The organism is Kitasatospora indigofera, assembly GCF_014655955.1.
In the GTDB taxonomy this organism is placed as follows: Bacteria; Actinomycetota; Actinomycetes; order Streptomycetales; family Streptomycetaceae; genus Kitasatospora; species Kitasatospora indigofera.
Map to the genome: position 1 here is coordinate 106,593 of NZ_BNBO01000015.1, position 14,059 is coordinate 120,651.

A 14,059-nucleotide genomic window follows, 5' to 3' on the forward strand; every position below is an offset into this window, starting at 1 on the left:
GCTGGACCGCGTGCAGATGAGACCCAACCCCTGCTCCACCAGTGACCACGGTCCTCGACACCCCTCGCATCAGCTTTCGCGGCGGGGTGTCGGGGGTCGTGGCTGCTCGTGATGAGTTGCCGGGCCCGATGAGTCGGGGCCGTCGCGCTTGCCTTGGCCGGTTGCGCGACAGCCCCTCGGGCCCACCACCCCTAGAGGACGAGGTAGACCCGTGAGGTCGATTGTTGCAGGCCAGCGTGCCGCGAACGAGAACGAGTTCGCGGAACTCGCGCTGGGCGTGGACGAGGAGCTGTTCGCCGGTGTGGCCGGTGAGGACGAGATGAGCCGGGCGGCGCGGCTGGACGCGGCGTACGGGGTGCTGGCGGACCTGCGCCGGGAGGACCCGGAGTTGGCCGCCTACGCCGAGCGGCTGCTGAAGTCGGCGCCGGTCCCGCTGCGGCGGGCCCGAACCGTGGCCGCCGCCAACGTGGTGCCGGTGGGGGTGGCTGCCTGATGGGCCGCATCCGTGCCGCCTTGGACCGGGCGGTCATCTCGTACTGCACGGACGGCTACGGGGCGCCGGCGGCGGACCGTCGGACGGCGACCTACGGCGGGATGATCGCTAGCACCGTCGCCGAGGCGGGGCACCCGGCGGTCGCCGCCGTGGTCTCCGGCATCGGCGCCGCCGTGATCGCGGCGGACACCGTGTTCGGCCACCCGACCGCCCCCGAGGATGGATACGCCGGCTTCACCGCCGAAGCCCCGAAGCGGGGGTGGCGACGGTGAGCCGGGCTGCGAGGTTCTGGATCGTGGCCGCGCTGCTGGCCGTGGTCGGTATGGCGTTCCGGGTGTCCTGGAATGCGCTCAAGGATGTGGCGGGTGCGATCGGGGCGGACCCGACCGCCGCGACCGTCTACCCGCTGGTCGTGGACGGCCTGATGGCTCTGGCGCTGGTGGCGGTTCTGGTCCTGACCGGGGCCGACCGGCGGTTCGCCCTGCGGGTGCTGGTCGGGTACACGATCGCGTCGTTGGTCCTCAACTACGTGCACGGTCTGGTGCCGACTCTGCACGGGCCGGGTCGGATGCGGTTGGCCGAGTGGGCGCCCGCGCACTGGGCGCTGGTCCTGCTCGCCAGCAGCCTGCCGGTCGGGTCGATCTACTTCGGGTCGGACCTGGTCGCGAAGGTGCTGCACCACAAGCCCGAACCGGCAGAAAACACCCAGAACATGGCAAACCGGTCGGGGTCTGACCTGCCAGGATCGGCCGATCCCGACCAAATCGAATCGGTGTACGAATCGGCCGATCCCTTGCCGCTCGCCGACCCGATCCCGGCGCCGGCCGGGCCGACTCCGGCACGTCCGGTGCGGGCGGTGGCGGCACTGTCCGATCGGCCCCGTCGGGCGACCGGCAGCGTGCCGAAGTCGGCCCGCACCAAGGTGCCCGCCCGGACCGTTGAGGAGCTTCTGGCAGAGGCCCGATCGGTCACGGCCGGATGGCCCGATGCGGAGCTGAACGCCGATCGGATCCGCACCACGCTCCGCACGTCCCCGGCCCGTGCCCGCGTCCTGCGGGACGCGCTGAAGGCCGAGCGCCTGGATGCCGCGCGGCCCGACCTGCACGCCGTCCCGGACGCCGCTCCGGTGGAGGGTGAGGCGCCGGCGGAGCAGGCGTCGTGAGCCGCCCGCGCTTCTGGGACCCCGACGGGGAGCGCCACGGGGGAACGCCCACCTACCCGTGGCGTCAGGCCCCGGACGGGTTCCTCACCTACCGCCAGCTCCGAGCGCGGGGCCTGCGGCCGGGCGGACAGCCGGTCGCGGCACAGATCCTCTGGCGCTCCCGCCGCTCCAAGACCGTCCGGGCCGCCTACCTCTACCGCGCCGCCCTGGCCGTCCCGGTCCGGGCGATGACCCCGGCCAAGTGGGCGGCCCTGGCGGCCGCCAACCGGGCCCGGCGCATCTGCCCCGACTGCGGCCGGGACGCCGGATACGTCCTCCCCGCGCACCTGGGCACCTGCCTGCCCTGCGCCGACTCCATTCCGATCGCTGCCTGACCTCAGAGAAGAGGAAGCACGCATGAACCGCGAGTTCGCCAAGGACGCCACCGGGGTGCCGGTCGGCACCGTCGCCCTGTTCCTGAACCTGGGCTCCGCCCTGGTCGCCCTGCTCCACAACACCGGCGGCACCCCCGCCGACTACGAGTGGCTGTGCCTGGGCTGCGGCGCCCACAGCTTCAGCCCCACCCACCGGCCGACCGCCCGCAACAGCGCCAACGAGCACGCCGCCGCCTGCCGCGCCCTGCCCTGGCCACCCCACCAGCACTGACCCGCATCGCTGCTACCCGAGGAGAAACGGCCATGGCCGAGAACACCCAGCCCACGTACGTCGTCACCGCCACCAACGCCGACGGCAGTGCCTATCAGGACCGGCTCAGCAGCGCGCTCGGCGTCCCGGCCAGCGCCACCGTCCACGGCAGCCAGGACCTGGCCGACCGTCAGGCCGCCGCCGACCAGGCGGGCGTCACCCTCAACGTCCGCCAGGTCGGCTGACCCCGAAGGAGCCCCCGCCATGACCTTCGCCGCTGGCGACGAAGTGCTGATCGTCTCCTACGAGGACGACCCCCGGGCCGCCGGGCGGACCGGCCGGATCGTGGACGCGGTGCCCCCGGGCCCGCTCACCGACGGCCGCTGGACCGTCAACCGGATCGGCCTGCTGATCGGCCCCGCCCTGTGCCACACCCACGAGCTGCGGCCCACCGGCCGCTGAGGCTCACACCCCGGGACGGCCGTTCCTGCCGGCAAGCTGACCGGCCGCCCCGGGGCCCTTTCCCGCACCACATGACCTGTGAGGAAGGAACCACCAGTGAACCAGCCACACAGCACCACCCACGAGACCCCGGGCGGGGTGGTCGTGGACCTCGGCAAGGCCCGCGCCGCCCGCAGCACCGCCGCCACGGCCACCGCGCCGGCCGACGTCGAACCGGACTCGGTATACGTCGCCCCGCCGCAGCGCGCGCCGCTGGAAGGCGTGGTGCTGCCCGGCCCGGCCGACCCTCGCCCGTCCGTCGTCCCCAAGGCTCCGGCGTGGGTGCGGGGGCGGCGGGCGGTGCGGGTGTTCCTGACCGATGAGCGGACCCGGACCACGGCGCGTCTGGTCGTGCGGCACGGCTCCTACGTGGTGCGGGGCGGCGGGATCCTCGCGAAGCGCGGGTGGGACGGCCGCAGCACCGCCCGGTACGAGCGGATGATGCGCACCGCCGAAGCGGCGGGGCTGCACGAGCAGGCGTTGGAGTGGGAGGTGCGGGCGGCAGCCTTCCGGGCCGCCCGTCACCAGCGCCGGATGGACCTGCTGACCTCCCCGATCCGGGTCGCGAAGAACGCCGCCGTCGGCACCGGGGCGGGCATCGCCGGGCTGCTCGGACTCGGTGTGGTGCTGGCCATCGCCGAGCGGGACATCACCGACGTGGTCACCCCGATCATGACGGTGATCGACCTGATCCGCTGGGCCGTCGTGTTCGTCAGCATCGTGTGGGGGCCGCTGGTCGCCATCGCCCCGTGGGCGGCCCTGCTCGCCATGTGGTCGGTCGGCCGCCGTCGCCAGGCCGCCCCCGCCTGGACCCTCCCCGCCACCCAGACCAGCACCGTGGGTGAGCCGATCACCCCGTCCATCGTGGTCAAGGCCCTGCGTGACCTGGGCATCGCCCCGCTCCGCAACGCCATCAAGGACATGGGCGACGCCGGCGCGGGCATGCTCGGCCCCATCCGCATCGCCGGATGCGGCGTCGAAGTCGATGTCACCCTGCCCTCGGGCGTCTCGACCAACGAAGTCCAGGGGCGCCGCCGCAAGCTCGCCGAGAACCTCAGCAGGCACGAGCACGAGGTGTTCATCACCATCGCGGCGGCCGCCCGCACGGTCCGCCTGTGGATCGCCGACTCCGGCGCTCTGGACGAGCCCATCGGCCCGTCGCCGCTGGTCACCGACCACGACATGACCGCCGACCTCTACACCGGCCGCGCCCCCTGGGGCCAGGACCTGCGCGGGGACGCGGCGCTGATCAGCGTTCTTCAGCGGCACCTGCTGATCACGGGCCTGTCCAACCAGGGCAAGACCGCCGCACTGCGGGCGCTGGCCCTGTGGCTCGCCCTCGACCCGACGGTCGAGTTCCGGATCGCCGACCTCAAGGGTGTGGGTGACTGGCGGATGTTCGACGGCCTCGCGACGGTCCTGATCCAGGGGCCGACGGACAACGAGGTCATGGAAGCCACGCAGATGCTCGAAGAGGGCGTGCGGGAGATGGAGCGCCGGATCGCGCTGGTGAAGGCCTCCGGCGCCACCGACGGCGTGACCCGGGAGGTGGCCCGCACCAACCCGGACTTCCACCCGCTCGTACTGGTGGTCGACGAGGCGCAGATGGCGTTCATGTGCCCGGCCGTCGGCGACGACAAGCGCCCCTACGGCGGCACGAAGGCGACGTCCCGGTACTTCATGGCGGGCCGCAAGCTCCACAACCAGGGCCGGGCGGTGAACGTGACCCTGTGGCAGGGCACCCAGGACCCCACCAACGAGAACCTCCCGAAGCTGATCCGCGAGGGCGCCCACATCCGGGCCTCCCTCGCGCTCGGCTCCGAGGAGCAGGCCCGCATGGCGCTGGGGGACAAGGCCATCGACGGCGGCGCCGCCCCGCACAAGCTCCGCCAAGGAGCCGACAGGGGAACCGTCGTGGTCGCGGGTGACGGCGTGAAGCTCGCCCCCGGGCAGGCCGCCACCACCATCCGCACCCACTACATCACCGGCGAGCAGGCCGCCGAGGTCGCCGACCGGGCGAAGGCCCGCCGGGCCGGGGTCACCACCCTGACTGCCGTGGCGCCGGCCGAGGGCGGGCCCGATCCGCTGGCGGACATCGCCACCGCCCTCGGGGACGCGGTCCGGCTGCGGACGCAGGAAGTCCTGCAGCGGCTGGCGGCCGCGAACCCGGGCGAGTACCGGGAGTGGAACTTCGGGGACCTCAAGTCCGTGCTTGAGGGCGCCGGCGCCGCACCGTACAAGTCCGACGGGCAGATGGTCGTGGCCCGAGCCAAGGTGCTCTCCGCCCTCGCGGAGCGGGACGCGGACACCTCGGACGGCGACGGAGAGTAAAGGGAGTCGTCAGGGAGGCAGGGAGATCTCCCTGTGAGCCTCCCTGGACCCCGATCCCTGCCCTGATCAGCATGCCTGTTCTCCCAGGGAGGCAGGGAAGCACCCCAGGTCAGCCCCCCAGGGACCCCGGAAACGGGCCTCCCGGGCCGCCCCCTGCCTCCCTCCCGCTACACACAGCGACGAAAGGATGCCCTGCCATGACCACCCCGACGCTCCGGCCGCTGGCTGCCGTGCACCTCCGCGAGGCCCTCACCGCCGCCGCCGACGGCCACGCGCCGGCCGCCCTCGCGGCCCTTATGCACATCGACGCCGAGTCCTGGCAGGCCATCGAGCACCGCATGGCCACGCTCGGGACGACCGTCCTCGACGCGCTGGCCGTCGCGGCCCGGAGCGGGGGCACCGAGTGAGCACCGCCGACATCGTGGCGGCCGCCGTCCTGTTCGGCCCCGCCGCCCTCGGGGGCGCCGCCTACGCCTGGACCCTGCGCGGCGCGGCGTCCGACTCGGCCGCCGTCCGTCAGGTCCTCGCCGAGTACGACGGCACCCGCCCCGCCGAGCACGAGGACGGCGGCACCCCGCCCCCGGAGCGTGAGCCTGCCCCCGACATCGCCCCGGCCCCCACGGCCCGTCTCGCCACCGTCATCCCGTTCCCCGACCGCCGCGCCGCCTGAACCCAGGAGAGACCGTCATGGCCAAGAAGGAACCCCGCTCCTACCTCGACCCGCGCGAGATGGGCGCTGACAACATCGGCGACGCCGCCCGCTTGTTCATGCTCTGCGCCCGCGCCGCCCGCGCCGAGTCCCGCGGCAAGTCCACCAAGCGGCTCGAAGCGCGCATGGACCGCATCCAGAAGGACGCCCGGGAGCGCTGGGACGCCAAGCACCCCGGCCAGGACTGAACGGCCCGGAGCGGCCGGACTTCCCGCAAAGTCCGTCCGGCCGCTCCGGTTCCCCTGCTCGCCAGAACGAGATGAGGAGAACCCCAGCATGGCACCCAGTACCACCCGCAGGTACCCCTTCCCGCCCGTACGCCCGGCCGCCGCATGGCTGCCCGCCCGGCCCTGGAACGGCCTCACCGTCCTCGACGCCTACTGCTGCCAGGGCGGCGCCGGCATGGGCTACTACCTCGCCGGCTACAACGTGCTCGGCATCGACAAGGACCCGCAGCCCCGCTACCCGTTCGCGTTCATCCAGGGCGACGCGGTCGAGTTCATCGCCCGGCACGGGCACCACTTCGGCTTCGTCCACGGCTCCCCGCCCTGCCAGGGCTACAGCGGCACGCAGAAGATCCAGGGCAACGACCACCCGGACCTGATCGCTCCCACCCGCGAAGCCATGGAGTCCACTGGCCGCCCATGGGTCATCGAGAACGTCAGCGGCGCCGTCCCCGAACTCCGCAACCCGCAGATGCTCTGCGGGGTCATCGTCGGCCTGGAGACCTACCGGCACCGGTACTTCGAGACCAGCCCCGGCTTCACCCTCACCGTCCCGGACCACCCGGTGCACACGGTGCCGCAGGCCAAGATGGGCCGCCCCGTGCCGCCCGGCCACTTCGGCCACTACGTCGGCAACTTCTCCGGCGTCCCCCGCGCCCGGCAGGTCATGCGGGTCCCCTGGATGAACCGCGACGGCATCCGCGAATCCATCCCCCCGGCCTACACCGAACTGATCGGCCGCCAGGCAGCCGCCCACATCGGCGCCGCAACCGGCGCCCTCGCCGCCTAGCACCGCGCACCGTGGCCGCCCTCAACTGGCGCGACGCCCGCCACTTCGACCGCACCGGCGACAAGCCCTGCCACTGGTGCCGCCGCCCCACACCGCTCCGCGACGAGCAGCGCAGGCCCTCGCACAAGGTCTGCGCCGAGAACCGCACCGACCAGCCCGCCGTGACGGCCCCGGCGCCGCCCGGGGCCCTCACGGCACCCACCGCCACCTACCTGCCTGAGGAGTCGCCCATGTCCGAGGAGTGGCGCCGCGCCCTGGCCGCCGCCCACCACGCCGCCGCGCGCGGCCTGGCCGCCTTCCCTCTCACCGCCTCCAAGAAGCCCGCCATCCCGAGCCCGCACCCGCCACAGAAACGCTCCGCGTGCCACGGCGCGTGCGGCCGGTTCGGCCACGGCGTGCACGACGCCAGCACCGACCCCGACGTCATCGAACGCCTGTTCCATGCGGCGCCGTGGGCCACCGGCTACGGCATCGCGTGCGGCCGGGCCCCGCACCACCTGGTCGGCATCGACCTGGACGTGAAGCACGGCCTCGACGGCGTCGCCGACCTGCGCCGCCTTGAGCAGGAGCACGGCTTCACCACCCCGCCCACGGCCACCGTCGCCACCCCGTCCGGCGGGCTGCACCACTGGCTGAGCGCCCCGCCGGACGCTCGGTTCCCGAACTCCGCCGGGAAGGTGGCTCCGGGTATCGACGTGCGGGGCCCGGCGGGCTACCTGGTCGGCCCCGGCTCCCTCGGCACCGCTGGCCGCTACCGCTTCGCCCCCGGCACCGACCCGAACACCATCACCGAGGCCCCGCCGGAGCTGTTGGCCCTGCTCACCCCCGCACCGGCCCCGGTGAGCCTGCCCGACCCGGACAAGCTCCGCCAGGGCATCCGCCGGCAGGGCGCCTACGCCAAGGCCGTGCTGGAGCGTGAGGCGGCCAAGGTGGCTGTCATGAAGCAGCCCGGGCGCGGGCGGCAGTTGTTCGCGAGTGCCGCCGCCCTCGGTGCCCACATCACGGCCGGCACCGTCCCCGAGGACCTGGCGTTCGACGCGCTGCTGCATGCGGGTCTGACCACCGGCCTGCCGCACACCGAGTGCGAGCGCACCATCCGCCGGGGCTTCGCGAAGGCCGCCGGCACCCTGCGCGCGGCCTGACAGCCCGGCCTCACCCGATGCGGGGGCGGGGAAAGCCGCTTTACCCGCCCCCGCATTCCTCGCGCCCGTGCATCGGCGCCCGGCCCGTACGGGCCCCGCTCACAGCCCCGACCACAGTCTCTGGAGGATTCTTCGTGACCGTCCCCAGCCAGCTCCCTGACGCCTCGTACGACAACGTGAGCCCCCTGTTCCGCGACGGGTGGGAGCAGGACATGGAACCCGCCGCCGGGCCGGACGCGTGGGACATCCCGGTGCCGCTCGGGGAGTCCCGCGCCCTGCCCGCGTTCCCGGTGGACGTGCTGCCCCCGTGGGTGGGCGACATGGTGGCCGCCGTTGCCGAGGAGACCCAGACCCCCGCCGACCTTGCCGGGTGCCTGGCGCTGGCGGCTCTCGCCACCGCCGCCGGCGGGCGGGTGATGATCCGTATCCGGGGCCGCTGGCACGAGCCGGTGAACATCTACACCGCCGTCGCCCTGCCGCCCGGCAACCGCAAGAGCGCCGTGTTCGACCTCATGACCAAGCCCCTGCTGGCCGTCGAGAAGGTGCTCAAGGACGCAAGCGTGCTGAAGCGGACCGAGGCCGAGACCACGCTCAAGCTGCTGAAGGCTGCAGCCGAGAAGGCCGCCGCCCGCGCCGCCGGTGCCGAGCAGGACAAGCGGGAGGAGCTGACCCGCGAGGCCGTGTTCCTGGCTCACCAGGCCGAGGGCGTCACGGTGCCCGCCGAGACCCAGCTGATCGCCGACAACGCCACCCAGGAGAGCCTGGCGACGATGCTGGCCGAGCAGGGCGGGCGGGTGGCCATCATGAGCCCCGAGGGCGGGATCTTCGACATCATCGCCGGTCTCTACTCCGGCAGTCCCAACATGGAGATCTTCCTGAAGGGCCACGCCGGGGACATGGTGCGGGTCAACCGTCAGGGCCGCCCCTCGCAGCACATCGAGCGCCCGGCCGTCACGATGGGCCTGGCCATCCAGCCGGAGGTGCTGGACGCGATCGCCCGGGTGAAGGGCGCCGACGGGCGTGGCCTGCTGGCCCGCTACCTCTACGCCGTCCCCCGCTCCCTGGTCGGCAGTCGCAGGCTCGACCCCGAGCCGATCCCGGACGACGTGGCCGACACTTACGCCGCCCGCCTGTCCGCCCTGACCGCCACCCTGGCGGACTGGACCGAAGCGGCCGTGCTCGCCCTCACCCCGGAGGCGGACGCGGTGATGATGGCCTACCAGAAGGTCACCGAGTCCCGCCTGAGCAAGGACGGCAGCCTCGCCCCGATCGTGAAGTGGGCGAGCAAGCGCGACGGGGCCGTCGCCCGCCTCGCGGCCCTGCTCCACCTCGCGACCCACCCCGAGGACGGGTGGACCCGCCCCGTCGAAGCCGCCACCGTGGCCGCCGCCACCCGCCTGGGGGACTACTTCACCGTCCACGCGCTGCACGTCTTCGACGCCATGGGCGCCGATCCCGCCCAGGATGCGGCCCGCATCCTGCTCGGGCACCTGCACCTCTACCCCCCGGCCGGCACCTTCACCAAGCGTGAACTGATGCGGGCCGTGCCCCGCGCCGACTTCCGCACCATGGCCGACCTCGACCCCGCCCTCGCCCTGCTGGAAGAGCACGGGTGGCTGCGCCAGCAGGCCCCGCCGCCCCGCTCCGCCAAGGGCGGCCGCCCGCCCTCCCCCCGGTATGAGGCCTACCCCCGGATCGGCCACGGCGAGGCCTGAGCGCCCGCCGACCCCCGGACCGCCGACAGAACCGACAGAACCCCCCTGCCAGGGCCCTGACCTGCGAAAACGAGCAAGATCACGCCTGTGACAAAACCGGTAAAAACTCCGACAGAACCTCCCCGACCGAGGTTCTGTCGCGCTGACAGAACCCCCTCCCCAGAGGTTCTGTCGCAGTTATTACCGGTTTTGTCACAGCGGCGATCATGAACAAAACCGCAGGTCAGACCCCTTAAGGGGAGGTTCTGTCGGTTCTGTCAGCGCCCGGGCCCCTCTGACCGCCCGCACCCTGCCGCAGGAGGCCCGACCATGACCACCGCTGTCCCCCAGGCCCTGACCGTCAAGGACGTCATGGCCGCGCTCCGCGTCAGCCACAGCAAGGTCTACGACCTGATCAACACCAACGCACTGCCCAGCTTCACCGTCGGCCGCAGCAGGCGGTTCGACGCCGCCGACGTGACCGCCTACATGCACAAGCGGAAAGAGGACAAGGACTGATGGCCAAGCGCAATCCGAACGGCGCCGGGAGCATCACCCGGCGCAAGGACGGCACCTACGAGGCCCGGGTGTACGTCACCACGACCGATGGACAGCGCAAGCGCATCTCGCGGTACGGCAAGACCCACGACGAGGCAGCGGAGAAGCTAGCCAAAGCCAAGGAGCTGGAGGACAAGGGGGTACCCACGCCGGCCAAGGCCTGGACGGTCGCCGACTTCCTGGCCTACTGGCTGGAGGAGATCGTGAAGCCCAACCAGCGGCCGAACACGTTCGACAAGTACGAGACGATGGTGCGGCTCTACCTTGTCCCCAGGCTGGGGAAAAAGAAGCTGACCAAGCTGGGCATCGCCGACCTGCGGAAGTTCTTCAAGGAGCTGGCGAGCGCCGGCGTGGGCGGCTCCACCCGCCAGGAGTGCATGAAGACGCTCCGCAACGCCCTCAACCGGGCGATGCGAGAGGAACTGATCCTGCGCAACGTGGCGACACTCGTGGACATGCCGCAGGCCACGGCCAAGGAGGTGATCCCCTGGTCCGGGCAGGAAGCGATCACCTTCCTTCGGTCGGCTCGCTCCCACCGGCTGTACGCCGCGTTCGTCTTCTCCATCGTGCTGGGCCTGCGGCGGGGTGAGCTGCTGGGCCTGCGGTGGATCGACCTGGACCTGTCCACCGGCACGGCTCACCCCCGCAAGCAGGTGCTGCGGCGTACCGGGGTCGGGCTGGTGCACGCCGACCTGAAGACGGAGCACTCCAAGGGTGCCCTGCCGCTCCCCCGGCTCTGCCTAGAAGCGCTGGGGGAGCGGCGGCAGCTTCAGCGGCTTGAGAGGGAGAAGGCTGGCGAGCGCTGGACTGAGATGGACCTGGTGTTCACGACCGAGACGGGCGGGATGATCGACCCAGACGGGTTCTCCGGCACCTTCGAGCGGCGGGTGACCCGATCCAGCGTCCGACGCATCCCGCTCCACCACACCCGGCACACCACGGGCAGCCTGCTGGCCCTGCTGGGGGTCCACCCGAACGCCGCACAGAAGATCCTGCGGCACAGTCGGATCACGACCACGCTGGGGATCTACACCCATGTGACGACCGACACGCAGCGGGCGGCGGCGGCGAAGCTGAGCAGCAGTCTGCGGGACCGGATGAACGGGTCCTAGACAGCCGCTTGCGGGCGTTCACAGGGCGTGTGATCCGCGCCACGGGATCGCCGTCACATCCCAAATTTGGGACCTGCTGCCGACGGTCACGAACCCGCTGGCGTAAACCGGTGGCGTAATGGCAAACGAAACGCCCCGGATGGAGTTCCATCCGGGGCGTTTCCGCAGGTGGGCCTAACAGGACTTGAACCTGTGGCCTCTTCCTTATCAGGGAAGCGCTCTAACCGTCTGAGCTATAGGCCCTTGCCGCACTGAAAGATTAGCGGACCGACGGCCGATCTCCCAAATCCGTATCCGCGGCACCCCCGGACCCGGCTCCGGGGCGGCCCCCGGCCATGTGCAGCTCAGGGCGCTGCGGGCGGGCGAGCCACTGCTCCCGGGTGGCCGGGAGGCCGCTGGAACCGTCGGCCGGGGTGCGGACGGCGAGCACCTGGTTGACCCCGATCCGGTTCTCCTCGAAGGCCAGCGCGGAGGCGGCCATGTACAGCCGCCAGACCCGGGCCCGGCCGCGGCCGACCTGGCGGACGGCCTGCCCCCAGTTGGCCTCCAGGTTGGCCACCCACTCGCGCAGGGTCAGGGCGTAGTGCTCGCGCAGCGACTCGACGTCCCGGACCTCGAAGCCGGCCTCCTCCAGCAGGGAGACCGTGGAACCCACCGGGGCGAGCTCCCCGTCGGGGAAGACGTACCTGCGGATGAAGGGGCTGAGTTCGTAGTGCTCGCCGGACGGGAGCGGCCGGCGGGAGATCTGGTGGTTCAGCAGCCGCCCGCCGGGGGCCAGCAGGCCGTGGAGCACCGAGGCGTACGTCAGGTACTGGACGGAGCCGACGTGCTCGGCCATGCCGACGCTGGAGATCGCGTCGAAGGGGCCGTCCGGGATCTCGCGGTAGTCCTGCAGCCGGACCTCCACCCGGTCGGCGAGCCCGGCGTCCGCGACCCGGCGGCGGGCGAGCGCCACCTGCTCGGCCGAGATGGACACCCCGACCGCCTCCACGCCGTAGTGCGTGGCGGCGTGGATCAGCAGCGACCCCCAGCCGCAGCCGACGTCCAGCAGCCGCATCCCCGGGCGCAGGCCCAGCTTGCGGCAGATCAGGTCGAGCTTGGCCTCCTGGGCGGCCTCCAGGCTCTTGGCCCCGGGCTCCCAGTAGGCGCAGGAGTACACCATCGACGGGCCCAGCACGAGGCCGTAGAAGTCGTTGCCGACGTCGTAGTGGTGGCTGATCGCCGCGCGGTCCCGGCTGCGGCTGTGCAGCCTGCCCCGGACGGCCCGGGCCTCCTCCGGCGGCGGGGTCGGCTGCAGGCCGAGGGCGCCGATCCGCAGGGCGGTGCGCAGCAGCTCCCGTCCCTTGCCGACCGCGTCGCCCAGGCCGAGCTTCAGCTGGCGGATCTCGGGGCGCTCGGCGTACTGCGCGACGGCCGAGAGCACCTCGTAGAGGTCGGTGTCCGAGGCGATCTCGATGTCGCCGGCCACATAGGCCCGGGCCAGGCCCAGCTCCCCCGGCTGCCAGACCAGGCGGCGGACGGCCCGGCGGCTGCGCAGCACCAGGGTGGGCGCGCCCGGCGGGCCGGCGATGCTGCCGTCCCAGGCCTGGATCCGCAGCGGTACCGGGACCCCCAGCACGGCCTCCAGCGACCCGATCATCTGCCCTGCGAGCTCAGCCATTGCGCGCCTCCGTCCAGCCGTACGGCTGCCTTTGCCTGCGACCTGCCTGCGACCTGCGTCCTCGCGAACCGCGCGTCCCAGCTAAGCCCACAGCGGCTGTCGCGGAACCCGGCGGCACGCCGGGGCCGGACGCCCGTCACCCGAACGCCGGGTGGCCGGACGGCCTGCGCCCCCGAGCCCGGGGCCCGCCCGAACGGCAGCGGGCCCCGAAGGCTGCAACAGCCTTCGGGGCCCGCTCATTCCGCCGGAAGTGACTGGGTGTCAGTCCTCTTCGGCGAGGGTCAGCTCGACACCACCGGTGAAGCCGGCGGCGGTGTTGTAGATGAACGCCGACAGGGTGGCCAGCGCGGTCAGCAGCACCACGTCCACCACCGCGATCAGCACGGTGAAGCTCATCACCTTGCCGAAGCCGACGTAGTCCATCAGGTTGAGGCCGCCGGTGGTGTCCGAGCCGGTGACGTCCTTGAGGGTCTTGGTCAGCGAGTCGAAGACGCCCAGCGAGTCCAGCGTCATCCACAGCACCGCGGCCGCGACGATCAGGATCACGCCGACCGCGAGCGACAGCAGGAAGCTGACCTTCATGACCGACCACGGGTCGGCCTTGGTCACCCGGAGCCGGGCCTTGCGGGTCCGTCCGGTGCCCGCCGCCGCTGCCGGGGCCGGGCGCCGGGCGGCGCCGGCCGCCGCGGGCGCGGCCGGACCGGCCTGGCCCGCCGCCGGGGCCCCCGCGTTCACCCGCGTGCCGCGGGCCGGCGTGGGCTGGCCCTTGGCGTACGTGGTCGGCTGCGAGAACCCGTTGCCGCCGCCCGCCGCGGGCGCGGCCGGCGGGACCGGCGGCGGTGGCGGCGTGCCGTAGCCACCCGCCGCACCCGGCTGACCGCCCGAACCGACCGGGGGCATCAGCGAGGTGGACGCCGCCGGGTGCTCGGCCGGAGTCTGCGGAACACCGCCGTACGGCATGCCGCCCTGTCCTGCGCCCGGACGGCCGCCCGCGGCGCCTCCCGCAGCACCCGTGGCTCCACTCACCCTGGTCCTCCCGCACTCACCGCCAGGCCGGTG

The 14,059-nt window shown here is 72.8% G+C and carries 18 protein-coding genes and 1 tRNA gene; 16 read left to right on the plus strand and 3 right to left on the minus strand.

Annotated elements, in window-relative coordinates:
* The first annotated feature begins 211 nt into the window (after nt 1–211).
* The 16 genes from IE329_RS15980 to IE329_RS16055 all read left to right on the plus strand — a co-directional run bounded on the left by IE329_RS15980 (nt 212) and on the right by IE329_RS16055 (nt 11,340).
* Nucleotides 212–493: a hypothetical protein gene (locus IE329_RS15980; RefSeq protein WP_190211531.1), complete on the plus strand. Its 282-nt coding sequence runs from the start codon at nt 212–214 to the stop codon at nt 491–493.
* Nucleotides 493–765, plus strand: a complete 273-nt coding sequence (locus IE329_RS15985; protein ID WP_190211532.1) for a hypothetical protein — start codon at nt 493–495, stop codon at nt 763–765. Before IE329_RS15980 ends, IE329_RS15985 begins: the two co-directional genes overlap by 1 nt.
* Nucleotides 762–1,655 (plus strand): DUF2637 domain-containing protein, encoded by an 894-nt coding sequence (locus IE329_RS15990; protein ID WP_190211577.1) that lies wholly within the window; start codon nt 762–764, stop codon nt 1,653–1,655. Before IE329_RS15985 ends, IE329_RS15990 begins: the two co-directional genes overlap by 4 nt.
* Complete coding sequence (locus IE329_RS15995) at nt 1,652–2,029, plus strand: RRQRL motif-containing zinc-binding protein (RefSeq protein WP_190211533.1); 378 nt, start codon at nt 1,652–1,654, stop codon at nt 2,027–2,029. Before IE329_RS15990 ends, IE329_RS15995 begins: the two co-directional genes overlap by 4 nt.
* Before the next feature lie 22 nt (nt 2,030–2,051).
* Nucleotides 2,052–2,300: a hypothetical protein gene (locus tag IE329_RS16000; RefSeq protein ID WP_190211534.1), complete on the plus strand. Its 249-nt coding sequence runs from the start codon at nt 2,052–2,054 to the stop codon at nt 2,298–2,300.
* A gap of 32 nt (nt 2,301–2,332) precedes the next feature.
* Nucleotides 2,333–2,524, plus strand: coding sequence for a hypothetical protein (locus IE329_RS16005; protein WP_190211535.1), 192 nt, complete (start codon nt 2,333–2,335; stop codon nt 2,522–2,524).
* 19 nt (nt 2,525–2,543) lie between these two features.
* The gene (locus IE329_RS16010) at nt 2,544–2,741 is read left to right on the plus strand and encodes a hypothetical protein (protein WP_190211536.1); all 198 of its coding nucleotides are present in this window, start codon (nt 2,544–2,546) and stop codon (nt 2,739–2,741) included.
* Between the two features lie 261 nt (nt 2,742–3,002).
* Complete coding sequence (locus IE329_RS16015) at nt 3,003–5,111, plus strand: FtsK/SpoIIIE domain-containing protein (protein ID WP_229927484.1); 2,109 nt, start codon at nt 3,003–3,005, stop codon at nt 5,109–5,111.
* A gap of 197 nt (nt 5,112–5,308) precedes the next feature.
* Nucleotides 5,309–5,518: a hypothetical protein gene (locus IE329_RS16020; protein WP_190211537.1), complete on the plus strand. Its 210-nt coding sequence runs from the start codon at nt 5,309–5,311 to the stop codon at nt 5,516–5,518.
* Nucleotides 5,515–5,781 (plus strand): hypothetical protein, encoded by a 267-nt coding sequence (locus IE329_RS16025; protein ID WP_190211538.1) that lies wholly within the window; start codon nt 5,515–5,517, stop codon nt 5,779–5,781. Before IE329_RS16020 ends, IE329_RS16025 begins: the two co-directional genes overlap by 4 nt.
* Nucleotides 5,782–5,798: 17 nt before the next feature.
* Nucleotides 5,799–6,008 carry a hypothetical protein gene (locus tag IE329_RS16030; protein WP_190211539.1) on the plus strand — a complete coding sequence of 70 codons (210 nt, stop codon included), beginning with the start codon at nt 5,799–5,801 and terminating at the stop codon, nt 6,006–6,008.
* A gap of 88 nt (nt 6,009–6,096) precedes the next feature.
* A complete protein-coding gene (locus tag IE329_RS16035; RefSeq protein ID WP_229927478.1) occupies nt 6,097–6,834 on the plus strand; it encodes a DNA cytosine methyltransferase in 738 nt (245 codons plus the stop codon).
* A gap of 11 nt (nt 6,835–6,845) precedes the next feature.
* Nucleotides 6,846–7,976, plus strand: a complete 1,131-nt coding sequence (locus IE329_RS16040; RefSeq protein WP_373311207.1) for a bifunctional DNA primase/polymerase — start codon at nt 6,846–6,848, stop codon at nt 7,974–7,976.
* Nucleotides 7,977–8,188: 212 nt separating this feature from the next.
* Complete coding sequence (locus IE329_RS16045) at nt 8,189–9,691, plus strand: YfjI family protein (protein WP_190211581.1); 1,503 nt, start codon at nt 8,189–8,191, stop codon at nt 9,689–9,691.
* 309 nt (nt 9,692–10,000) lie between these two features.
* On the plus strand, nt 10,001–10,189 hold the full coding sequence (locus IE329_RS16050; RefSeq protein ID WP_190211540.1) for a helix-turn-helix domain-containing protein: 189 nt from the start codon (nt 10,001–10,003) through the stop codon (nt 10,187–10,189).
* Nucleotides 10,189–11,340 (plus strand): tyrosine-type recombinase/integrase, encoded by a 1,152-nt coding sequence (locus IE329_RS16055; RefSeq protein WP_190211541.1) that lies wholly within the window; start codon nt 10,189–10,191, stop codon nt 11,338–11,340. The genes IE329_RS16050 and IE329_RS16055 overlap by 1 nt, the downstream gene beginning before the upstream one ends.
* 169 nt (nt 11,341–11,509) lie before the next feature.
* Here IE329_RS16055 and IE329_RS16060 read toward each other — a convergent pair.
* The 3 genes from IE329_RS16060 to IE329_RS16070 form a co-directional block, all read right to left on the minus strand.
* Nucleotides 11,510–11,583 (minus strand) — tRNA-Ile (locus tag IE329_RS16060).
* Nucleotides 11,584–11,599: 16 nt separating this feature from the next.
* Nucleotides 11,600–13,000 (minus strand): SAM-dependent methyltransferase, encoded by a 1,401-nt coding sequence (locus IE329_RS16065; protein ID WP_190211542.1) that lies wholly within the window; start codon nt 12,998–13,000, stop codon nt 11,600–11,602.
* A gap of 261 nt (nt 13,001–13,261) precedes the next feature.
* On the minus strand, nt 13,262–13,960 hold the full coding sequence (locus IE329_RS16070; RefSeq protein ID WP_190211543.1) for a DUF3566 domain-containing protein: 699 nt from the start codon (nt 13,958–13,960) through the stop codon (nt 13,262–13,264).
* Between the last annotated feature and the right edge of the window lie 99 nt (nt 13,961–14,059).